General features: G+C 57.2%; 19 protein-coding genes. 12 read left to right on the top strand and 7 right to left on the bottom strand.

The window, feature by feature from the left end; translation table 11 throughout:
• Positions 1-230: 230 nt before the first annotated feature.
• The 5 genes from HPT27_RS11950 to HPT27_RS11930 all read left to right on the top strand — a co-directional run bounded on the left by HPT27_RS11950 (position 231) and on the right by HPT27_RS11930 (position 3,882).
• Positions 231-866, top strand: a complete 636-nt coding sequence (locus HPT27_RS11950) for a hypothetical protein (RefSeq protein ID WP_172243552.1) — start codon at positions 231-233, stop codon at positions 864-866.
• 73 nt (positions 867-939) lie between these two features.
• Positions 940-1,752 (top strand): hypothetical protein, encoded by an 813-nt coding sequence (locus HPT27_RS11945; protein ID WP_172243549.1) that lies wholly within the window; start codon positions 940-942, stop codon positions 1,750-1,752.
• A 297-nt stretch (positions 1,753-2,049) separates the two neighbouring features.
• On the top strand, positions 2,050-2,733 hold the full coding sequence (locus HPT27_RS11940; RefSeq protein WP_172243546.1) for a hypothetical protein: 684 nt from the start codon (positions 2,050-2,052) through the stop codon (positions 2,731-2,733).
• Positions 2,734-2,887: 154 nt separating this feature from the next.
• Complete coding sequence (locus tag HPT27_RS11935; protein ID WP_211197937.1) at positions 2,888-3,478, top strand: GNAT family N-acetyltransferase; 591 nt, start codon at positions 2,888-2,890, stop codon at positions 3,476-3,478.
• Between the two features lie 263 nt (positions 3,479-3,741).
• Complete coding sequence (locus HPT27_RS11930) at positions 3,742-3,882, top strand: hypothetical protein (protein ID WP_172243540.1); 141 nt, start codon at positions 3,742-3,744, stop codon at positions 3,880-3,882.
• A gap of 340 nt (positions 3,883-4,222) precedes the next feature.
• Here the strand turns inward: HPT27_RS11930 and HPT27_RS11925 are convergent, their stop codons facing one another.
• Positions 4,223-5,014, bottom strand: coding sequence for a CPBP family intramembrane glutamic endopeptidase (locus HPT27_RS11925; RefSeq protein ID WP_172243537.1), 792 nt, complete (start codon positions 5,012-5,014; stop codon positions 4,223-4,225).
• 304 nt (positions 5,015-5,318) lie between these two features.
• Between HPT27_RS11925 and HPT27_RS11920 the strand changes: the two genes are divergently transcribed.
• Entirely contained in the window at positions 5,319-6,536 is a 1,218-nt protein-coding gene (locus HPT27_RS11920; protein WP_172243534.1) for a hypothetical protein, read from the top strand.
• Between the two features lie 56 nt (positions 6,537-6,592).
• Here HPT27_RS11920 and HPT27_RS11915 read toward each other — a convergent pair whose 3' ends face one another.
• The 3 genes from HPT27_RS11915 to HPT27_RS11905 form a co-directional block, all read right to left on the bottom strand.
• Positions 6,593-8,029: a hypothetical protein gene (locus tag HPT27_RS11915; protein WP_172243531.1), complete on the bottom strand. Its 1,437-nt coding sequence runs from the start codon at positions 8,027-8,029 to the stop codon at positions 6,593-6,595.
• A 68-nt stretch (positions 8,030-8,097) separates the two neighbouring features.
• Positions 8,098-8,589, bottom strand: coding sequence for a holin family protein (locus HPT27_RS11910; protein ID WP_172243528.1), 492 nt, complete (start codon positions 8,587-8,589; stop codon positions 8,098-8,100).
• Positions 8,586-9,110, bottom strand: coding sequence for a glycoside hydrolase family 108 protein (locus tag HPT27_RS11905; RefSeq protein WP_172243525.1), 525 nt, complete (start codon positions 9,108-9,110; stop codon positions 8,586-8,588). Before HPT27_RS11905 ends, HPT27_RS11910 begins: the two co-directional genes overlap by 4 nt.
• Before the next feature lie 809 nt (positions 9,111-9,919).
• Between HPT27_RS11905 and HPT27_RS11900 the strand changes: the two genes are divergently transcribed.
• From HPT27_RS11900 to HPT27_RS11885, 4 genes are all read left to right on the top strand, one after another.
• Entirely contained in the window at positions 9,920-11,287 is a 1,368-nt protein-coding gene (locus tag HPT27_RS11900) for a C2 family cysteine protease (protein WP_172243523.1), read from the top strand.
• A gap of 381 nt (positions 11,288-11,668) precedes the next feature.
• Positions 11,669-12,607 (top strand): tetratricopeptide repeat protein, encoded by a 939-nt coding sequence (locus HPT27_RS11895; RefSeq protein ID WP_172243521.1) that lies wholly within the window; start codon positions 11,669-11,671, stop codon positions 12,605-12,607.
• 80 nt (positions 12,608-12,687) lie between these two features.
• Positions 12,688-14,694 carry a TonB-dependent receptor plug domain-containing protein gene (locus HPT27_RS11890; RefSeq protein WP_172243518.1) on the top strand — a complete coding sequence of 669 codons (2,007 nt, stop codon included), beginning with the start codon at positions 12,688-12,690 and terminating at the stop codon, positions 14,692-14,694.
• 137 nt (positions 14,695-14,831) lie between these two features.
• Positions 14,832-15,923 (top strand): 3-deoxy-7-phosphoheptulonate synthase, encoded by a 1,092-nt coding sequence (locus HPT27_RS11885; protein ID WP_172243515.1) that lies wholly within the window; start codon positions 14,832-14,834, stop codon positions 15,921-15,923.
• Between the two features lie 80 nt (positions 15,924-16,003).
• Here the strand turns inward: HPT27_RS11885 and HPT27_RS11880 are convergent, their stop codons facing one another.
• The 3 genes from HPT27_RS11880 to purU all read right to left on the bottom strand — a co-directional run bounded on the left by HPT27_RS11880 (position 16,004) and on the right by purU (position 18,606).
• Positions 16,004-16,510, bottom strand: coding sequence for a DUF1993 domain-containing protein (locus tag HPT27_RS11880; RefSeq protein WP_172243512.1), 507 nt, complete (start codon positions 16,508-16,510; stop codon positions 16,004-16,006).
• Positions 16,511-16,670: 160 nt separating this feature from the next.
• Positions 16,671-17,690 (bottom strand): hypothetical protein, encoded by a 1,020-nt coding sequence (locus HPT27_RS11875; protein WP_172243509.1) that lies wholly within the window; start codon positions 17,688-17,690, stop codon positions 16,671-16,673.
• A 79-nt stretch (positions 17,691-17,769) separates the two neighbouring features.
• A complete protein-coding gene (gene purU / locus HPT27_RS11870) occupies positions 17,770-18,606 on the bottom strand; it encodes a formyltetrahydrofolate deformylase (RefSeq protein WP_172243506.1) in 837 nt (278 codons plus the stop codon).
• Between the two features lie 159 nt (positions 18,607-18,765).
• Between purU and HPT27_RS11865 the strand changes: the two genes are divergently transcribed.
• Complete coding sequence (locus tag HPT27_RS11865; RefSeq protein ID WP_172243503.1) at positions 18,766-19,668, top strand: LysR family transcriptional regulator; 903 nt, start codon at positions 18,766-18,768, stop codon at positions 19,666-19,668.
• 265 nt (positions 19,669-19,933) lie between these two features.
• Positions 19,934-20,542: a hypothetical protein gene (locus tag HPT27_RS11860; protein ID WP_172243500.1), complete on the top strand. Its 609-nt coding sequence runs from the start codon at positions 19,934-19,936 to the stop codon at positions 20,540-20,542.
• Positions 20,543-20,614: the final 72 nt, after the last annotated feature.

The following is a 20,614-nucleotide window of genomic DNA, read 5'->3' as shown; positions in this document are numbered from 1 at the left end:
CAGTGCAAAAAGCCCGGGGAATGCCGGGCTTTTTCTTTTAGCTAGAAATCTAATACTTCCAAACATTAAATCACTGATAGCAGAATCGCTCAGTTACTACATTGGTTCATTTGCTTTTCCATAATTCAAGGCGCTTGCGATAAACCATTGAACTATGTGAACATCCAAAGCGGGTCGTTTTTATACACTAGATATCGTACCGAATACCAGTCAGCCAACAAGGATTGACCGTGCGTACTCCTGCAGAAATTCGCGATGAATACATTGATTCACTGAATCACATTCGTTCTGCTTACGGGAAAATTTGCGGCCAAGTTGGCCGAGGACATCTACTCTCATTTCCAGACATTCACAAGCTGTCTGAAGGATTGTTTTTGAGCGCACTAACGTACTGGGAAGCACTTTGCCGTGATCTGATAGTCACGGATTTGGCAACTGTTAGCGCAGGAGTTCTAAGGTCAGAGATCAGGGAGTTCCGGACGAAGAACGCACCTTACCGTCTCGCGGAGAGGATGCTAAACCATCCAGACCACCCTGAGAAATTCGTAGAGTGGTCAAGCTTTGAGTCTGTCGTCTCAAGAGCTAACGAATTCTTAGGCCAAAACCATCGCTATGTACTGACTCAGGTCGAGAAGCAAGATCTAGCAAAGATCAAGAAAGTCAGGAACGCAATTGCGCACAAATCAGACAAGGCATGGGAAAGTTTTTCCGCCCTCATCCGAGGAGATCCATTCAATCTGACCGGAGCCCAATGTCGAGGAGTTACGCCTGGCCGATTCATTTATGCTCATCAGTGGAATGGAGCAACTGTCATGGAAAAGTCGTTAACCACGCTCGAAAATGCCGCCAGAACACTTGTCCCCTAACCCGCAGCCGAGCTTGTGATTCCTTCCACCTCGCTCCACCTGCCCTCGCCTCCACATTAGACCTGCTCTAACAATGCCCCAGCTCAACTCAACATTCATTGCTTTGCTGAAAGAGGCGCAATTCACCAAGGAGTTGCTTGGAGCCGGCGCCACCGAGATTCGGCGAGCTAACTACACCAGGAAAGGTTTGTATTTCCAGTCATTCACCAGTCTTTCCACGGGCCTAGAGCGCATTGGTAAGCTTTGCCTAATGCTAGATTATTACATCGATACCAGGGGCTGCTTTCCTGACTTTAAGTACCTTAAAAACGAGATTGGGCACAATTTGACTCTGCTTCAAGAAAAAGCAGCTGACGTGATTGCTCGCCGCAAGCTCAATATTGAAACTCCGTCAACTCCAGTACACCAGGCCATCATCAGCTTACTCAGTGACTTCGCGGAAGGCGACCGCTACAGCAATATCAATTTTTTGGTTGGATCAAACCGGCAATCCGACCCAATCGCGGCCTGGTTCACTCAAGTTGATCTCCCTCTCTTTAAATCTCGCATAACAGCCAACAAGAAACAGAAGATCGCGGACAATGCCCGTGCAGTTTCTCAACTAATCGGACCGTTCGCGCAAGTGCTGTATACATCTGAAACAGGATCCGAGATCACGGACGTAGAGGAAGCCAGTAATAGTACCGGCATATTTGAGGCGGTGGCTCCTTACAGACAGCTCCATGTCCTTCAGATCATCCGCTTTTGGTCTGAGCTGCTCAGAGAGCTGCAACATCTTTCCCAGTCGATCGGAAAAGACGACATTCCGTTCTTGTGTGAGCTATTTGCGGCATTCCGCAATGACGATGCATACATGAAGACCCGCAAGACATGGGATACTGTGTAAGCGAGGCCAACGTAAACGTAACGCGTGTAAGGCGGATTCGCGAAGCAATCCGCCATTTCACCTGCGGGATGTATGGCGCGTGATTCGGGACGGCGGGTTGTTGCCTCCCTCCATGGAAGCAACCCTTCGGGGTGCTGCGCACCTCAAATGCGCATGAACTCTGGGGTCAGGCCTTACATTTGACATTCCAGCACGGTAGGTTGCGCTGAAAAGCCCAATAAATTTAACTTGCCGACTCAAGAAACGTTGGGCTTCGCTACGCTCAGCCAAACCTACAAATTCAGGTGCGATCAAATCATGGGACTTGACTGGAATCCAATCGGCAAACCAAAACCCGGACATGAGAAGGAGTTTGAGAGATTATTCAATCTCTTGGGCGACAAGCCCGTGTCGACGAGTCTGCGAGATAGAATCGCTGGGATTTTTCGTCGCTTTGATCGTGAAGCGGCAACCGAGCGATTTTTCGAAATCCAGATCTCACCATTCATTACGCTTGGGGCGCCACAAGTCGGAATTGATAAACGCGCAGATGAATGGGCAAAGGACCGTTATCGCGAGAGTCCTCCAGAAAGCAAGTCGGAAACACAATTCCTAGAGGAGCTCGAAGGTTACTATGTTGCTGCCATAGCTCCAGAATGCGATGGCCTTCCCTTCTACTCCAATGGATCGCTAGGTTACGTTGAGCCATACAGTTTTCGAGCTCAGTTCCTGACAATCGATTGTGAGGACATCCTCGGCAGTGAGCTGATTGAACGGTGCTATACCAGCTGCCTCGCGGCTGAGTTGGCATCACTTGGTGCAGAGCTGAGAGCTGTCGCGAATAGTTACGCAACCAAGCACGAGGTATCTCATGTTGCTGAAATTCGCACGATTGAGGCCCCCGACGACAGTCCAGAATCAAAGGCACACATAATGTTCTCTGCGGCCAAGTGGTGTGAGTACTGGTCAAGCAGAGGCCATGGCCTTGAAGCATACTTCTAGCCAACGCGTATAAGGTTGATTCGCGAAACGCGCGTAATGTGTGTGAGCGTCAGGGTCAGGCCTTACATTTGACATCACGTATTGCGATCGGCTGCGGCAAAACATCCGGCGGGTCATGACCCGCCCTACCCTCATTCACCACACGGAGCGCACCTTGCCACACTTGCGAACCGCCCAACCGCGTGACGCTGCGGCCCTCGCCGCATTGGCCGAGCGCACTTTCCGCGACACCTTTGCCGCGATGAACACCGCCGACGACATGGACCGGCATTGCCGGCAGAGTTACGGCGAAGCCATTCAAGCCGCAGAAATCGCCGACTCCGGCAAGCTGACCCTGGTTTATGAAGAACCGTGTGAGCAGCCATGTGAAGAGCCGCATGAGGAACCGAGTGAAGAATCCGGAGAACTGGTGGCCTACGCGCAACTGCGCTGGGGCAACATGCCGGCGCTAAAGCACCCGCCGGCCGGCCTGCAAGCCCACCACCCCGGCGAAATCCAGCGCCTCTACGTCGCAAGCGCCTGGCACGGCAAAGGACTCGCCCAACAACTGATGCAAGCCTGCCTCGATGAAATGGCAAAACGCGGCTGCGACCTGGTCTGGCTCGGCGTCTGGGAAAAGAACCCACGCGCCATCGCGTTCTACCAGAAATTCGGCTTTGTTGAAGTCGGCGACCACAGCTTCGCCCTCGGCGGCGACAACCAGCGCGACATCATCATGGCCCGGCCACTCACCGCTGCGCGTTAAGAGCCTTACGCCTCTTGTTGTGCGCATTTCTGTAGGGTGCGTTTCAACGCACCGAATGCTTCCCGGCATAAAAATGGTGCGTTAAAACGCACCCTACGCGATTCTCTCCAAACGATGCGTTAAACCGTACCCGAGGTGATTCTCCCCATACGATGCGTTAAACCGCACCCTACTCCGCTGCCGCTGGGTTAGAATCAACGCCACAGCCCCCGACACCGCCACATGAATCTCGAAGCGACGGTGTCTGACATCCAGGACGTACCATGGCCAAACCCAATTACGCTTTTGAAAAGAAACAACGCGATCAGGCCAAAAAGAAGAAGCAGGAAGAAAAACGCCAGAAAAAGCTCACCAAGGCTGATGAGCCACAAACCGAAGGCGACGAAGCGCCAACTGAGGAATGAGCAAGTCTCAGGGCACTAAAAAAATACACTTATAAAAAAAACCTAAAAAAAGCCCAGCGATGCTGGGCTTTTTGTTTGCTGATTGCACAGTCGCGGTATGCGATGACCTAACCAAACCCGCAACCTTCTTCTACGGCGTGAAGGTATCGTCGGCGCGAGTGGCTGTGCGTCGACAGACGTTCGCTCAGGAGTTCACGTAGGGTGCGTTTCAACACACCGCATGCTGAGGGATATACAAGCTCGGTGCGTCAAGGCGCACCCTAACTTGCGGGAATAGACAGCGCGAAACCGTCACGGCGCGCCGCGCGCCTGCACGCAGTGACAGCTCATAGCGCGCGTCTTATGCCTCTTGGGCGATAGCGTCTTTACGCCACGACGACTGCCAAGCCCGCCACAGCAGCGCCAGCACCGCAACATTCAACAGCAAGCCCAGCGCGCCGTGCTCCGGCCCGAACCAGCGGGTATCAGTCAGACCGAGCGCGCCCGGACTGGCGCCATCACCAAACAGCACATAGGCACCGGCATTCCACAGGCCATGACACAGACTGGTCAGCACCAACGAGCCGCTGATGGCACGAAGCAGGCCCCAGATGCAGCCGATTACGACCGCGTTGCTGAGCAAGATCACGGCTTGCAATGGCGGCAGGGAAAATTCAGGGCTGAACAACACCTCTGGCGCATGCCACAGCGAAAAGGCCACACTGGTCAGCACAATGACCGCTACATCGCTGGCGCCGGCGCGTTTCAGGTTTGCCCACAGCCAGCCACGAAAGAAGCCCTCTTCGGTGATCAGGCCCAAGACAAACGTCAGCAAAAAGATCACGGCCAGATTGACCGCGACCGCCATGCCCGTTTGCTCGCTCGCCTGACGTTCACCGACCAGCAAGGCAAGCCCCGTCAGCACGCCGAGCACCAATAAAGGGTGCGCAATTGCCAGCGCCAGACCGCGCTGCGTGCCCCAGCGAAAACCGATTTCACGACGCGAATACCGGGTAAGCCCCCAGCACACCGCCATAATCACCGCCAGCGGCAACACACTGGTCAAGCCGGATTGACCGATGAGCACCAAAGCGCCCGTCACCAGCACTGCACAGATAACGGCCACGAACGCACCGAGGGGAAATGCTTTCATCAATTTGTACTCATATGAACGTGTGGCAAACCGACAGCGACAGGCGCGGTTACGGTCGCGCATTGAATGCCGGAAGCCCCTGACAAGGCAAGGGAGACGAGGCTTCGAAATGTCGCAAGCTGTTAATGGCTGAAGCTGACGTACCAGCCTGCATCCCGATAAAACAAACGAACCACGGCAATGGCATTGGTGCTCAATGCAAGGGAAAATCACCGGATAATCAGTTTTTACAAACTCCCGTTATCTGGAAACAACCACCCGCTAAGATGACGGCTCAGGTTTTTCTGCAAGGTCACCCACCACTATGCCGTTGCCAATCCGCTCATCTTGCGCCGGTTTGCTGTTTGTTGTGTTCATGGGTACTGCCCACGCCGCAGACCCCGCCCCGCTGCGTACCGAACTGACCTTGACCCATATCGCCACTGACAAATGGCGCGCCGACTATGTGTTTGCCGAACCCGTCACGGCCATTGAGCTGGGTCCGCAAATCGGTACCTATCGCAAGCAGGCGTGGCGTCTGCTGACCAATGGCGTGGATTTGGTCGTGCAGGACAACAATGAAAGCCTGCGCAGCAACAAGCCACTGACCCAGTTGAGCGTGGAAATCAGCCGCTATAGCAATTTCGAGCTGGATCAATACGCGCCGATCAATCATTTCTCCGACGGTGGCGCGGATTTTTATCTGGGCTTTCTGTATGGATCACTGGGCCAGAGCGAGCACAAGCGCGACATGGCCGTCACACTGCATTTGCAGGGGCTGACCGGAGAAACCGTGCTCGCGCCCAGCAAACCCGGTGCCGATCTGGCCGGATACGCCTACTTCGGGCCAAGCAAACCTGCGCGCATGGGCAATGCGAATGTGATCATCGACCCGCTGGCCCCCGCCTGGCTGCGTGACACCATTGCCGACACCACAGCAAAGGTCTCGCAATTTTACGAGCAGGCGTTTCAACGCAAGTTGACCGATACCCCGCTGATCTCGGTGGCAATGATCGGTTTCGACGGTGAGCCGGGCAGCATCAGCATCAAAGGTGGTGTGGTCGGTGGTGGCGTGGTTTATCGTCTGCAAGGGCGTGGCTTGATGGAAGACCACCCCAAGCGACGCGCTTTTATGGCCGGTTTGGTTGCGCACGAGATGGCGCATGTCTGGCAGAACAATCTGGCACGCGGCGGCATCGGCGAGAACGATCCGTGGATCCATGAAGGCGGTGCCGAGGCCATCATGCTGGAAGCCATGCGCGCGACGGGCATCTTCACCGAAGAAATGGCCGATCAGTATGCCCAGAAGTTGCTGAAGGAATGCGATGACCTCAAGGACGACGTGACGATCTATCGCGGCTTCTATGCCTGTGGTTTCAAGCGCTTCAACAGTTACCCGATGGCACCGGTACCGCTATGGCGCGCCATGCTGACTCGTAGTGAAGACAGCGACGAAAGCTACTCCGAGTCGATGATACAAGCCATTCTCCGCGAGCAGCCTGCGACGCAGAAAGCGCAGCAGCATTCCGAACACCTGCAGTAAACATCAAAAGGGCGGGCCTTGGCCCGCCCTACCGTCGTTGCGCTCATTCCTACAGTTCAGAACACCTGAAACAGCGGCATGTCAAAAGCGACGAAGATGAAATACTGGGTTTCTTTTTTTCCATCGGAGCCACCATCTGAATCAGCATCCGAGGTCAGCGGCCGGCCACGGCTGACTGCAAAACCGATGGCTATGGGATAATCCTTCAGGCCATAGGTCAGGCTCAAGCTGGGCCGGACAATGTCCTGCCACTCGACCGACTCTTTCTGATCGTTGAGCTCCAGACTCAGTGGGTACGCAAAATCAAGCGGCGCCAGCACCAGACTGAGTGAACGCTTGTTGGACAAGCCATAGCTGTATTCCAGGCCGACCGGAGCAAACAATCCGTATATGCCGGAATTGCCGTCTTCGTCATTGCGCTCCATTCCGGCGGACAGACCGAGATAGGACGTCAGCATTACGGTTGACTCTTCCGGCTGGCGTTTCAGGCCAAAACTGACGGGAGGCAGCGTCATTTCCTGCAAAGCGACTTTGACCTGATCCGAGGATTCGGCATCAGACAGCACGGCAACGGACAGCACGTAACGGCGGAACCGTGCATACGCCTTGGAGTCTGGTGATAACTCAATCGGAGCCAAGCCAAGTTCACTCAGACGACTCAATATTGCCTCGGCCTCCAGTACACGCATGGTGTAGTTTTTGGCCGTCTTCATCTGGCTGAGATCAAACAAATCGGATAGTTCCGCCGAATCCAAGGCCAGCAGGCGAATCAACAGCTCATCAAGGTCGGCGCCGGTAGCAATCTCGTCGAGGCTACTGCCGCCCAGTGACAGTCCGGTTCGCGGCAACAATTGTCCGGCATTAATCCGTATATCGCGAACGGCGGCCTCCATTTTTTTGACCGCATCATTGGCTTCCCTCAGCAAGCTTGGCTGAGTCGAACAGTCCCGACTGGCGCCAGCCAATCTGGCTTTTTGCTTAAGCGATTCGACCGCCGCAAAGGCATCGCTCAACGAGTTGGAAAACCGGTTGACCGCAGTCTTTAATTCGGCGTCGGCATTCAATGGCAACTGATCGATGGGATAGCGCTTGCCATTGTGTTCAATATCAAACCGCTGCAATACCGCCGATATGTACTTGTCGCGCAAAGCATCAACGGAGCGGCTGAATTTTTCGCTCGCCAGGACCCGCACCATGTAGCGACTGCCGAGCCCTTTCAGATCTTCCTCAACAACGCCTGCCCACACTTCATTTCCCGCACTCAGTAGCAACTTCAGATTGCCCGAGGTCATCTGCTTGTAGGTGTTCGGGAAATAGCAGGAGAAAAGCGCGTTGTCCTTGATCTGCGCCTCGACGACATAAAGCCAGTTATCGTTGGCCCGCTCCAACAGAAACTCGGAGACGCCCTTGATTCGATTGTCCACTACGTCGGTGCTGGCATGGCTCGACAGCACCAGCAGACTCAACAGTACAGCGAGAAGCGTCTTCAACATTCCATCCTCTTGTTATGTTGTTTTTGTAATTGTGTAGCTGGGAATCGTGTGGCTCGGAATCGTGAGACTCAGCCTCTCGGCCCACGCTTTGGCGGCTTGCTGACCGGTGTTGACGCTGCCGGCTTTTCCGCGGTCATTTCTCTGGTGTCAGTCCCTTTCATCTTGTCGTAGCTGCGCATGCCGGCGATGCCGAGCATGCCGGTGACAATGGTCCAGAGAATATCGGCGGCGAGCGGCGGCGGCGGCGTCGAGTTGGCAGGCACCCAGTTGCGTGCCTGCATCAGAGCCCAGCCCCAGGTCAGAAACGGATACAGCAAAAATTGATACGCGAGAGCAAAGCCGCCTACCCAACCAATGAACGGCCGCCAGCCGGCCACAAACATGTTGGGATTGCTGGCTTCGGCTTTGTTGACCTCCAATTGTCCCTGGGTCAGGCTGGCCTCAATCTGCTTTTCTTCCAGCGAGATCTTCAGCCGCTCTTCATCCGAGGTAAACAGATCATCGGCCACTTTGCCGACGCCTTCGACGATGGCTCCAATGCCGGGAATGCTGACGCTCATGCGGCCCCCTTCAATCCGTTGATGGTTCGGTTAAGCCAGCCCAGCAGAAATTTGCTTTGGCTGCGATCTCGATTGCAGATTTCGGCATAGCGCGCCACTTTGGCCAGCGCGTAGTTGGCAATGAAGGCCGACTCTTCCCAGGTGTTCAGCGCCGCCACCGTCTTGTCGCCGAGGTAACCATCGGGGGTGGTGTTGACGACGATCTGGGCCAGCTTGCTGGCGGTGCGGACGCCGGCATTGACCGCAAAATCGTAAATGGCTTCGGCAATGCCCTGCGAGGTGATCGCATCGCCTTTGATGGGATCCCAATAGGTTTTCTTGTAGAGCTCACGCACCATCGGTGTCAGTTGCGGGTTGTTCATTTCGCCGCGGTCGATGATGAGCCAGCCGGGCCAGTTGGGATTGGCATTGCGGGCAATGCCAGCGTAAGTCAGGCCACCGCGATCACCGGCGACATTTTCCAATCGATAGCCGCCTTCATTGCGGATGGTCCGCTCGTAGGCAGGCTCAAATATAGCCATGGCAAAGCCCTCATTTCCCGATCAGAAATCTGGTCAACAGATTGACTGGGCCGACAGGCCCAGAGGAATTTTCAGAGGGGACAACGCGACTTGCTGGAGACGTGCCGCAGGAGCAAAAGCGGCCGGGTCGATCAATCGCACAACTCCCTGTGCTGCGACGCAAACAATAGGCACGCCGGTCTTCAATAGCAAGCCATCATTCGCGCTTTTTGCCGGAATCTGGCCATAAACCGGCGATAGCCGAGCCTTGTGCCGACCAGCGACTTTTAAAGAAGCTGGCTGGACAAGGCCATCCGGCACCTGGACGCTCTGGTTAAACCAAAATGGAAGCGTCCCTGCATCCCCGCCAGAACGACTTAGCCTTGGTTAAGTCGGGACTCTTCAGGGCCGGTAGCTATAGAGCCTGCAGCCATCAGGGCGACCGGAGTTATGGCATTTGGTTTTAGTGACTGCAGTTCATTGAACTGTCGTCGGTTTGTCATTGAACCCTCTCGACGACAGGTTTATACCTAAGCCTGCCGATAACGACTGCTATCGGCAATTTTCAGTCAAGCCGTAGTCATCACCGCCACGAAATCTGGAGGATTCAGGCGGGTGATCGTCGCGGAGTTGTTCTGCACGCGCAGATGGCTGTGGATTTGCCGGCATGGCACAGGATGCTGTCATGACGTCAGGACCGATCGCGTTTGCATCAGTTGTTCCACGGATGTGCCTGCTGGCATCGAGCCTTCGCTAGCCTCGAATTGCCCTTGCTGAACTCGCCGGGTTTCGCCTTTCAAGTTTTTTTACTTGCACAAGGAATTGAAACCATGGACGTGACCAAGATCCAAAGCCAAGCCAACGCCGCTCAAAAGAACGGCGTCATCAATCCGTACGCGCTCGCCGAGACCATCGCCGGCCGCCGCATTGCCTGGTCCGAAGTCGATGCACCGCGCATGCTGGAGACGCTGCTCGCAACGCCTTATGAAGAGCTGTTTGATCCGAAATACGACAGCCCCTTGTACCTCGGCCTGAAGCTGAACAAGAACAAGACGCTGGAGCCGTTTCACTCGCCGCTGTTCGACGTCACGGTCAAGCTCGGCACCAGTGATCTGGAAACTCCGGTTGAAGAACTGATGACCAACGTCAAGGTGTTGGGCGATCTGGCCCGGCGTTTTGAGGTAACCGATGTCGCCAAGCTGGCGATCCACAACATCCGGCTGTGCAACCCCTTCCAGATTGAGCTGACGCTGAAACTGCCAAGCAAGGATCGGCTGCAGCAACTGGCGCAGATTCTGCCGAAGTCACTGCTGCAAACCGTGGCATTTGATCCGGAGCTGAAAGGCAACAGCAATCAGGACTGGACGCCGCCCAATGCCAACTGGACCGACAAAGGTACGTTCTTCAATGAAACAGCCGAGTTTTTTGATCCGGTTCAGGGTGCGGTGGCCAACTGCTATTACATTGCCGCGTTGGCAGCCATTGCCTGGGCATCGCCCTACCGCATTGCGCACCTGACCCGCGCCATCGGCCAGAACCAGCAGAGCTTTACCAATCTGGTGAAGTTCTTCAAACCGGACAGCGGCGGTCAGATAGACAAGGAAATTGAAGTCACCGATGTCGTACCGGTCAGCAATGCGACCGGCAATTTCATCTATTGCCGTTCCAGCGAAGCCGGCGAAACCTGGCCCGCCATCATGGAAAAAGCGTTCGCCAAATTCGTCACCGGCACCACCACCGATCACCCCGACATTCTCGCAACCGGCTGGGGCGACTGTGTGCTGGCAACGGCGCAGCTGACCGGCGGCCAGCGCCATTACTATGGCAACAGCAGCATGACCGGTGACGACATCTGGAATCTGGTCCGCTCCAACAGCCTGAGCCGGCGCACGTTCAATCCGATGACCTGCTGGACCTACGGCACCGCGCCCGACGGGCTCAGCTATGCCGATGCCAACATCGTCGGCTCCCACTGTTACACCGTGCTCGGCTGGGATTATCACTGCGGCAAGAAATACCTGGTGCTGCGCAATCCCTGGGGTCAGACCGAAGGCACCGCCAGCGCCCTCAACGCCACGGTCTGGATGTATGACATCAGCTGGTGGCGACCGATTGAGCTGGCCAATCCCGATGGCACCTTTGCAATCGAGGCCGGCGCCTTCCAGCAATACTTTGCCGGGATTGGCGTGGTCAAATAGACCCTCACAAACGCGGCTGAGCTGCGACGGGTCGGAAGGGGTGCGAGTCACCCCTTCTTTTTTCTGATTAGGCAGATATCTCAGTTCGCATGCCGTTACCCTTCGACAAGCTCAGGGCGAACGGCCTTTTTACCCTGCAGCTCGTCACTCACCGTTCGTGGTGAGCCTGTCCCGCAAGGGGATTTGCTTTGCGGCATCGAACCATGAACGGGCGATTGAGAGCGTCCCGCCGAGAGGTATAACTAATCAGGTCGATTTTTGCCGGCGCGAAGGCCGACTTCCGTGCCGGCCTTCGCAAGTGCCGGATTCTGTTCTATCTTTTGCTGGCACGCTGGCGCAAGCCGTTCCCCCGCTTTCCGCCCCACCGCTCAGGAGCCCTGCATGTCCCGGTTGGTTCGTTGGTCCGCTCGTCGCTGGCAATTCTCTCTGCGCTGGCGCTGGCCGCGCTGGCTGGTCGCCGGCCTGCTGCCGCTGTTGGCTGCCTGCGGACCCACCACGCAGGACGGCGTCCGGCTCTACGCGGAAAACCAATTTGCCGAAGCCTTGCCCGTGCTGCAAATGCACGCCGCGCGCGAAGATGCGGTTGCCAGCTTTTTTCTGGCGCAGATGTATGAGCGCGGCGATGGCGTCGCGGCTGATATGGAAAAAGCAGCCAATCTGTACATGACGTCGGCCAAACGCGGTTTGCCGCAAGCGCAGGCAGTGGTGGCGGCGTTGCAAAGCGCGAACCCGGCGAAGAATGACATCCCGACTCTGCTGCAAACCTTGCAGCGCATTGCCGACGCCAATCCTGATGCCGGGTTGTTGCGGCTGTGCGAAGTCTTGCACAATCTGGCCAGCGCCGCCGCTGATGGCAGCTATCAAACCGAGTTCATGCAATGCACGGAGCAGTTGCGCAGCAGCGATGACGCCAGTGCGTCGCGTTTGCAGGCATCGGGTTATATCTCGGGTGCCGCTGGCAGCAAGGATTTTGCCAAGAGTGCCATGCTGGCCGAACAAGCAGCAGCTGAAGGCGATATCCGCGCCCATGCCATGCTCGCGGCCAGCTATGCCGAAGGTCTTGGCAAAGCCCAGGATTTTCTGCGCGCCTACGCCCATGCCAGCACAGCGCTTGCGCTGGGCAATGGCGTGATGAGCGAGAACCGGCGCAAGGAAATTGAGCGACTGCAAAAGCGGGCGTTTCGTAATCTGTCGAAAGAAGATCAGGCCCGCGCCGAGCAGCTGGCTGAGCAGATTAAGCAAAAGACTGCACCACTGCTGGAATCCTGGAATCAGGAACACCGGTTTGCCTGGGCATTGCAGCAGCCGGCAGGTGGATGACACTGACATTGCTGGCAGCCACTTTTTCACAAACGCGGTTGCAGAAAACGTTTAGCAGACAAAAGGATATTGCCTGACTCATGCGCTTGCATCTGATGCCCTGCATCATCGGTCTTGTCATCCCCGCCTCCGGCTTTGCTGCCGATGTTGGTGATTTCTTCGAGATGAGCCTCGATGAACTGAGCCAGGTTCGCATCACGGGTGCCAGCTGGCAGGCGCACACGCTGCGCGATACGCCAGCCAGCGTCACCGTTTTTCTGCAGGATGATTTGCAGCGACTCGGTATCCGCTATCTGCACGATCTGCTCGGCTACGTGCCGGGGCTGTATACCTCGCGCACCAGCAATTCGGCCGATTACCGGGTCGCAGTACGCGGCTCCTCCGGCACCACGCCGGGCATACTGGTGCTTTATGACGGCCAGCGGATCAATACCAATCAGAGCGCGTCGGCATTCAGCGTTTTCAGCAATGTGCCAATCGGCCAGATGGCCCGCATCGAAGTGATCCGTGGTCCCGGTGCCGCCCGTTACGGCGGTGGCCCGAGTGATACCGTCATCAATCTGATCACCATCCGGGATAGCAAGACCGTTTCCGCCTTGGCCGGCGACAATCAATCCGGTGAGCTGGCGCTGCAGTGGTCGTATCAACAGGACAAATGGAAGCTGCATGTCGCCGCAATGCGCAGTGACAGCGATGGGCCGACCTATCATGGCGTGTTTGATCGGCTGCAGCGCACCGATGAAATACGCGATCCGTTGGAAAAAACCTTGCTGCAAGCCGACCTTGATTATGACGGCCACCAGTTTCAGCTGTTTACCCATCATGATGATCAAACCGGTTACTACGCGCTGAGTGGCTCCCTTTCCGATGATGCCGAAATTTCGTCGCGATTGAACTGGCTACGCTACAGCAAACAGCTGACGCTGGCCGACTGGACATTGCAATGGTCACTCAGCGAGTTGCAACAGCAGTTCACGCTGAGCACGGTCGCGCAGCCACAGGGCACAGGGCCCTTCACGGAAGCTGACCTGCTGTTGCAAGGGCGGCTTGAGCACGTCCAGCGTACCGGCAATCTGACGCTGCAACGCCGTTTGGGCGAACATGCGGTATCGTTTGGCACCGAAGTGCAGCGCGCCAAAAACGACAAAGCCGATTTGTATTCCAACTACCTGACCACCGCACCGTTTACCTATTACGGTGACTTTCGCAACACCGGCCTGTCATTCAACGATGCGGGCTCGTCCGGTTACAGTGCGCTTTATGTTGAAGATGATTGGCTGGTCAGTGCTGGCCACCGTGTGATCATGGGCTTGCGCCACGACGAATATTCCCACACCGGCGACGCCACCTCGCCGCGACTGGCCTGGGTCTGGACCCCGGACGCGAACAACACCTTGAAGCTTCTGTATCAGCAAGCGTTCACGGCGCCCAGTCTTGGCCAGCTGTACAACGCCAACAATCCGGTTGCGGTTGGCAATCCGGATTTGCAGCCGAGTACGATTCAGTCATTGGAACTGGTCTATGGCTGGCAGACCTCCGAACACGCCATCAGCGCGACGCTGTATGAACGTCACGCCGAAGATTTGCTGAGCCAGGTACAACTCGGTGGCGGCGCCAACCAGTCGATCAATGCCGGCGATCAACAATCCACCGGTATCGAATTGACCTGGGATTGGCAGGTGCTGGAATCACTGCGAATGAAAGCGACCGGCTCGCATGTCTTTCGCAGCCACTACAACTTGCCGGAGAGTCTGTCCGAGCAACCACCGGGCGATTTTCTGTCCGATGACACGGCGTCACTGCTGCTGCTCGGCGGCAGCGGCAACTGGCAGTGGACCACCGGCGCCCAGTGGCGCTCGCAGGAAGCGCAGCAGCAGCAACGCAACCCGGCGCTGGTGCTGATCAATCTGCGTTACCAAATCGATGCCCAGGCCGCACTGACTTTGCACATCGACAACGCATTGGACGAAGAGCGCTTCGATGCCGATATCGCCAGCGGCCTCGGTGAAGACAGCAACGGCGATACTGTCCGCCGACTGCCACGTCCGGACCGGACCTTCTGGCTGCAACTGCATTACGGCTGGTAACCGGGCCGGTTACTTTCCGCACCAGCCGCGCCAGCCGTGCCGACCACACCGCCCGGACAGGCCGTAATAACCAATCGCCGTTAGCCATCCCGCCGTTGCCGAGCGACACTCCGGTTACTTGCCGGAGTGCCGTCATCATGATTCGCCGTACCGAAAACCTGAATGTGGTCGGGCTCGACCACATGCCCTCGCCGCAGGAAATCAAACAACGGGTGCCGCTGACCGAAGCCAGCGCCGCCACCGTCATCAACGGGCGGCAAACGCTGACCCGGATTCTGGACCGTCAGGATCCGCGCCCGATCATCGTCGTTGGTCCCTGCTCCATTCACGATCCGATTGCCGGGCTCGATTACGCCCGCCGGCTGAAAGGTCTGGCCGATGCCGTCGCCGATACCCTCTGCGTGGTCATGCGGGTGTATTTCGAAAAGCCGCGCACCACGACCGGCTGGAAGGGCTATATCAACGATCCGCATATGGATGACTCGTTCCATATCGAGCAAGGCATGCAGCTCGGTCGCCAGTTTCTGGCCGATGTCACGGCACTCGGCCTGCCGGCGGCCACCGAAGCGCTGGATCCGATCTCGCCGCAATACTACGGCGATCTGATCAGCTGGACCGCCATTGGCGCCCGCACCTCGGAATCGCAAACCCACCGCGAAATGGCCTCGGGTTTGTCGACACCGGTAGGCTTCAAGAACGGCACCGACGGCTCGCTCGACGCCGCCATCAACGGCATCATTTCGGCCTCACATCCGCACAGTTTTCTCGGCATCAGCGAAACCGGTGAAGCCGCCATCATCCGGACCCGCGGCAACGCTTATGGCCATGTCGTGCTGCGCGGCGGCGACCGGCCCAATTACGACAACGTGTCAGTCTCACTGACCGAGCAGGCTCTGTTGAAAGCCAAGTTGGCGCCAAACATCATCATCGATTGCTCGCACGCCAACTCCGGCAAAAAACCGGAGCTGCAACCGCTGGTGCTGAACAACGTCGTCAATCAGATTCGCGATGGCAACAGTTCGATCGTCGGCATGATGGTGGAAAGCTTCATCGAAGCGGGCAACCAGCCCATTCCGAAAGATCGCAGCCAGCTGCGCTACGGCTGCTCGGTTACCGACGCCTGCGTCGATTGGGCTACCACCGAAACCATGCTGCAGCAGGCACGCGAGATTCTTGCCCCGGTGATTGAGCGGCGGCGACGAGAGAAAATTGGCCTGGCCAGTGGCTAAAAAAAGCGACGCTCAAGGGCGTCGCTTTTTTTGGTTTGCGATGGCAGCCAAGACCACCATCGCAAGCATACCGAACCGTCTTACAGCTGACCGATAAAGTCTTTCTTGCCTACCTCGACACCGACATGGCGCAGGATGTCGTACGCCGTGGTGCAGTGGAAATAGACGTTCGGTTGCACGTAGTACAGCAGATACGGCAAGCCCTTGTGAGTTACGTCGCCATCCTTGCGCTGCAAGGTGATGGTCTTGTCTTCCGTGCCATCGATCTGGCTGGCGCTGACGCTGTTGATGAAGTCGATGGTTTTGCGCAGCCGGGCCACCAAGTCCGGAAAGCTGGCTTCGTTGTCTTCGTATTTCGGAATCTCGATACCGGCCAGGCGGGCCACACAACCTTTGGCCATGTCAGTGGCAATCTGCACCTGACGTGACAGCGGGAACATATCGGCCGCCAGACGGTAATTCAGCAGCACCGACGGCTCGATTTTTTTGGCTTCGGCAAAGGCAGCGCCTTTTTCCAGCACATGAATCAGGTTGGTCAGGGCACGGGTGAAAACCGGTACCGAAGCTTGGTACATGGAAAGGGTCATGGAACGCTCCATCAGACGGATGACGAACAGGAGCCGGCATCATACCCGTCTGAAAAAAAGTCTGCAGAAGCGGGCCTTGTCCGTGAGCAGGACCGAGCTGGTCCGAGTTGGGCTGGGTCGAGTTGGGCTAGGCCGAGCTGGACCGGGTTAGCGCAGGATTTCAGCCGGCGAAACAGTCGACATCACCAGCATCGGCCAGTGCATCGGCAGTCAGTAACGGCCAGATCTCGGTTTCCAGAAATGGCGAGACAGTGGCCTGCCACTCGGCGCGGCCGGTCCAGTAATTCAGCAGCTGGGCTGAAGCCCAGACCGGATTGGCGTCGGACAGATCACCTTTGTCCAGCCAGGCCGGTCGGCTGTCGGCCTCTTTGTGTTCATCCGGATTCTGCAGCTTGTACAAACGAAAGTTCACAATGTCGCGCTTGTTGTGCGACAGCGCCTCGCAGCCATTGAGCCGGGCGGTGTGAGCATCGGAATACGAGTCCTGAATCAGATGCAGCAAGGAGCCGATGGCAATCTTGCGGATGCTGGCTTTACTGTTGGCATTGCGGGCGAACAAATAATGAACGTTCCAGCCCGGCCGTTGCAGCAAGGCATCGACATCCGGCAATTGTGACAGTGGTGTTGCGGGATCAATCTTGCCGATACCCACCTCATAACTGAACCGGGCCCAGACCAGCATCTTGCGCCGCGTCTCCGCCGCCGTTTCGGTTTCCGACGAGGCCATGGCGTGCAGAAACTGCAGATCGCCGTAATGGCTGCGGTAGAGCAAATCGTCACTGACCTCGACGCCCGGACACGGCGCCGGGGCGTGCTTGCCACGACATTTGGCTTTGTCTTCGGCATCCAGCATCCATTTGCGCCAGCGCGCAATATCGGCAATGTCGCCCAGCAACATCAGCGACGGATCATCATTCCACTCGACACCGGTGACCAGAAATGCCAGCCGCTTGCCATCGCGCAGCCGATCAAACCGTTCCATGCTGCCCTGACATTCACGCGGTCTGGCATGGCAGTCATAGGCCAGCATGGTCATGGTTTCATGCACGGGCTCGGAGATTTTGCTCGACAGGTAACGGCTGCCCCAGCTGCTGACATCGGGACGTTCGATCGGATTGATATTATGGCCGTAGGCCGTTGCTGCCAGTAGCAGCAGCGCCGCGCTGATCGTCCGATGCATGGGCGATGGATTCCAGTCCTTGAGACCGGCGGATTGTACGCGCAGGCCAGCGAAAAATCAGCGCCGCGAAGCGCGCCGCTCATTCGAAAATGATGGTCCGGTTGCCGCTGCGAAACACCCGCGCTTCAAACACCAGCTTCAGTGCCTTGGCGAGCACGATCTTCTCGACATCCCTGCCCGCCTGCGCCATGTCTTCCGGGCTGTGGCTGTGATCAACCGGAATGACGTTCTGGGCGATGATTGGCCCTTCATCCAGATCATTGGTCACGAAATGCGCGGTCGCACCGATGATCTTGACGCCACGTGCCCAGGCCTGCCGATACGGACTGGCGCCAACAAATGCCGGCAGGAAGGAATGGTGAATATTGATCAGCCGATACGGGTAACGGGCAACCGCCGCTGATGTCAGCACGCGCATGTATTTGGCCAGCACAATGTAATCCGGCTGGTATGGCGCGATCTGCGCCAGCAGCTGCGCCTCGTGCTGCTCGCGGCTCAGGCCTTCATGGCTGACGTTGTGATACGGCAATTCAAATTTCTGCACCAGCGCGCGCAGGCTGTCGTAGTTGCTGATGACGGCAGCAATGTCGCCGCCCAACTCGCCGAACGCATGCCGAATCAGCAGCTCGCCAAGACAGTGATGCTCCTTGGTGGCCAACACCACGATGCGCGGCCGGCGATGGCCCGATAACTGGACATCGGCACCGGCCGGCAACGCCGCGCGCAGCTCGGTGGCGATTCGCTCCGGCTCAATCTCGCCAGCGAACTCGGTACGCATGAAGAAGCGGACCAGCTCATGATCGACAAACTCGTGGTTGCTGAGCACATTGCAGCCGTGCCGCAACAGCACTCCGGTAATGGCGTGAACCAGTCCGCGTTGATCGGGGCAATCCACCAGCAGAATATGACTCGTCACAGCTGATCCCTGTCGTGCTACTTTTGTCCTTTGTGCAGATTACCGGTTCTGTCGCGGTTGTCGACCGGATCAGGCCCGATATGAGCAGTCTCGATAAGGCCTGCATCATACCCACCGGCCATCGTCATCACCGGATTTGCACTGGCATGGAGCCACCGTATGAGCAACCCGCTGTTTTCCCGGCAACTGGAAGCCTTCTTCGCCGTCGGTCGGCACTTGCATTTTGGCAAGGCGGCAGACGAGGTTTGCCTCAGTCAATCGGCGCTGTCACATCGCATCAGCACACTGGAAGAGCAGTTGCAGACCAAGTTGTTCCTGCGCCTGCCGGAAGGCGTCAGCCTGACGCAGGCAGGCCAGCGGTTAATGCGCTTTTGCCTGATGGCCGACGCCGCCGAAGAAGAATTGCTCAGCGATCTCGGCGCCACCGGCAAGGCCTTGCGTGGCGTCATCACCATTGCCGGATTCTCGTCGGTCATGCGCTCGGTGGTGCTGCCGGCGCTGACCGCGCTGATCCACGCCAACCCGGAGGCGCGGCTGCATTTTATCTGGGATGAGGTCGCTGCCCTGCCCGACTTGCTATTCCACGGCAAAACCGATTTTGTCATCAGCCCGAGCCTGATTGAGCGGCCGGGCTATGAAGCCCAGCTGCTTGGCCATGAACGAAATGTGCTGATCGAAAGTCAGGCGGCCAGCGCCATCCGCGATGTCTATCTTGACCACGAGCAAGGCGATCACTTTTCCGAACAGTTTCTGCACCGACACGATGGCTCCAGCGACAAGCCGATCAGCCGCGCCTATTACATGGACATCTACGGCATTCTCGATGGCGTATCGCGCGGACTCGGCCGTGGCGTGGTGCCACTGCATCTGGTTACGCCAGCGCTGCAGCTGAAACTGGCCGACGGTTATGATCGCGCCTGGGCCACGCCGGTGTTGTTGCAGTATCAGCGCCAGCCCTACTACACCCGGCTGCATCAGGCGGTTGCCGATTGCCTGCTCGCCAATGCCGGCCCGCTGCTGCAGCAAAACCACTGCGATTGGACCGTGCACGATTTCACCTGATTGGCTGATCGCAGGTTTTCCGCTTGAGCGCAGCAGATGCCAGCTGAACTGTCGTCAGTTATGCCTTCGCCATTTGAGCGGTCGGCGCTTCACAACCGGCTCCGGCAGACATTGGATACCCCTCTCCATTTTTTGCACTTCCCTCTCGCGGCGCGAGCGCCTAGCGTGGCAGCCGTTCGCTGATCAGGACTGATGAGCGACGACCCGGACCAAGGACATGGATTGAACGGCCCGGCAACGACATGGACCTCAAGGAGCAAGCATCATGACTCGCAACACTGTCACCGTGTTGGCGGCTGCGGCCGCCCTTTGTCTGACCTGCACGGCGCCACGCGTCGCCGCCGATCCGGGCGCCGCCAACGCCTGCCCGCCGTACGGCTTTCTCGACAACATCAACTACGCCAGCAATCCGAGCATGGAATTGCTCGGGCCCAATGGTTCGCCCACCACCTGGTTCAACGGCATGTTCACGCCGGCACCGTCGGCGGCGCAAGCGTGGTACATGCATTCGAGCAATGCCGGCGCTACCGTCACCTCAGAACTGGTCGCAACCAATGTGCCGGGCCCCGGCGGCAGCAAGATGCTGCGCTTCATCGCCGGCGGTAACGAAGGTGGCATCTATCAGCGCACCAATCTGCCACCGATCAAACTGATGTTTTCGGCCTGGGTGAAAGTGCGTCGCGGCCATATCGCACTGCAGGCACAAGGCGGCAATACCGGGCCGGTATCGTGGAGCACCAAACTCGGTGAATGGGAACAGCTGCGGGTCTGCACCGATGGCACGGTGCCAACCGACCTGCTGGTGATTTATAACCAGGCACCCACCGGCGGTGAGTTCTATGTCGATCGGATAGAAGTGCGAAAGATTCCATAATCTGTCAGCGCAACAAAAACGGCAGCTCATGGCCGCCGTTTTTGTTATGGGCAAATCTGTCCAGCCAACCTC

The organism is Permianibacter fluminis, assembly GCF_013179735.1.
Taxonomy (GTDB): Bacteria; Pseudomonadota; Gammaproteobacteria; order Enterobacterales; family Permianibacteraceae; genus Permianibacter; species Permianibacter fluminis.
The sequence above is the reverse complement of the archived record's forward strand: the minus strand, read 5'-3'. Positions and strand labels throughout refer to the sequence as shown.

What these genes read in the sequence shown, in the direction of transcription:
- HPT27_RS11905 (WP_172243525.1), bottom strand. Translation starts at nt 9,110, where the DNA reads ATGGCTATATTTGAGCCTGCCTACGAGCGGACCATCCGCAATGAAGGC.
- HPT27_RS11925 (WP_172243537.1), bottom strand. Translation starts at nt 5,014, where the DNA reads ATGAAAGCATTTCCCCTCGGTGCGTTCGTGGCCGTTATCTGTGCAGTG.
- HPT27_RS11920 (WP_172243534.1), top strand. Translation starts at nt 5,319, where the DNA reads ATGCCGTTGCCAATCCGCTCATCTTGCGCCGGTTTGCTGTTTGTTGTG.
- HPT27_RS11945 (WP_172243549.1), top strand. Translation starts at nt 940, where the DNA reads ATGCCCCAGCTCAACTCAACATTCATTGCTTTGCTGAAAGAGGCGCAA.
- HPT27_RS11875 (WP_172243509.1), bottom strand. Translation starts at nt 17,690, where the DNA reads ATGCATCGGACGATCAGCGCGGCGCTGCTGCTACTGGCAGCAACGGCC.
- HPT27_RS11915 (WP_172243531.1), bottom strand. Translation starts at nt 8,029, where the DNA reads ATGTTGAAGACGCTTCTCGCTGTACTGTTGAGTCTGCTGGTGCTGTCG.
- HPT27_RS11940 (WP_172243546.1), top strand. Translation starts at nt 2,050, where the DNA reads ATGGGACTTGACTGGAATCCAATCGGCAAACCAAAACCCGGACATGAG.
- HPT27_RS11880 (WP_172243512.1), bottom strand. Translation starts at nt 16,510, where the DNA reads ATGACCCTTTCCATGTACCAAGCTTCGGTACCGGTTTTCACCCGTGCC.
- HPT27_RS11885 (WP_172243515.1), top strand. Translation starts at nt 14,832, where the DNA reads ATGATTCGCCGTACCGAAAACCTGAATGTGGTCGGGCTCGACCACATG.
- HPT27_RS11865 (WP_172243503.1), top strand. Translation starts at nt 18,766, where the DNA reads ATGAGCAACCCGCTGTTTTCCCGGCAACTGGAAGCCTTCTTCGCCGTC.
- HPT27_RS11860 (WP_172243500.1), top strand. Translation starts at nt 19,934, where the DNA reads ATGACTCGCAACACTGTCACCGTGTTGGCGGCTGCGGCCGCCCTTTGT.
- HPT27_RS11900 (WP_172243523.1), top strand. Translation starts at nt 9,920, where the DNA reads ATGGACGTGACCAAGATCCAAAGCCAAGCCAACGCCGCTCAAAAGAAC.
- HPT27_RS11890 (WP_172243518.1), top strand. Translation starts at nt 12,688, where the DNA reads ATGCGCTTGCATCTGATGCCCTGCATCATCGGTCTTGTCATCCCCGCC.
- HPT27_RS11895 (WP_172243521.1), top strand. Translation starts at nt 11,669, where the DNA reads ATGTCCCGGTTGGTTCGTTGGTCCGCTCGTCGCTGGCAATTCTCTCTG.
- HPT27_RS11930 (WP_172243540.1), top strand. Translation starts at nt 3,742, where the DNA reads ATGGCCAAACCCAATTACGCTTTTGAAAAGAAACAACGCGATCAGGCC.
- HPT27_RS11910 (WP_172243528.1), bottom strand. Translation starts at nt 8,589, where the DNA reads ATGAGCGTCAGCATTCCCGGCATTGGAGCCATCGTCGAAGGCGTCGGC.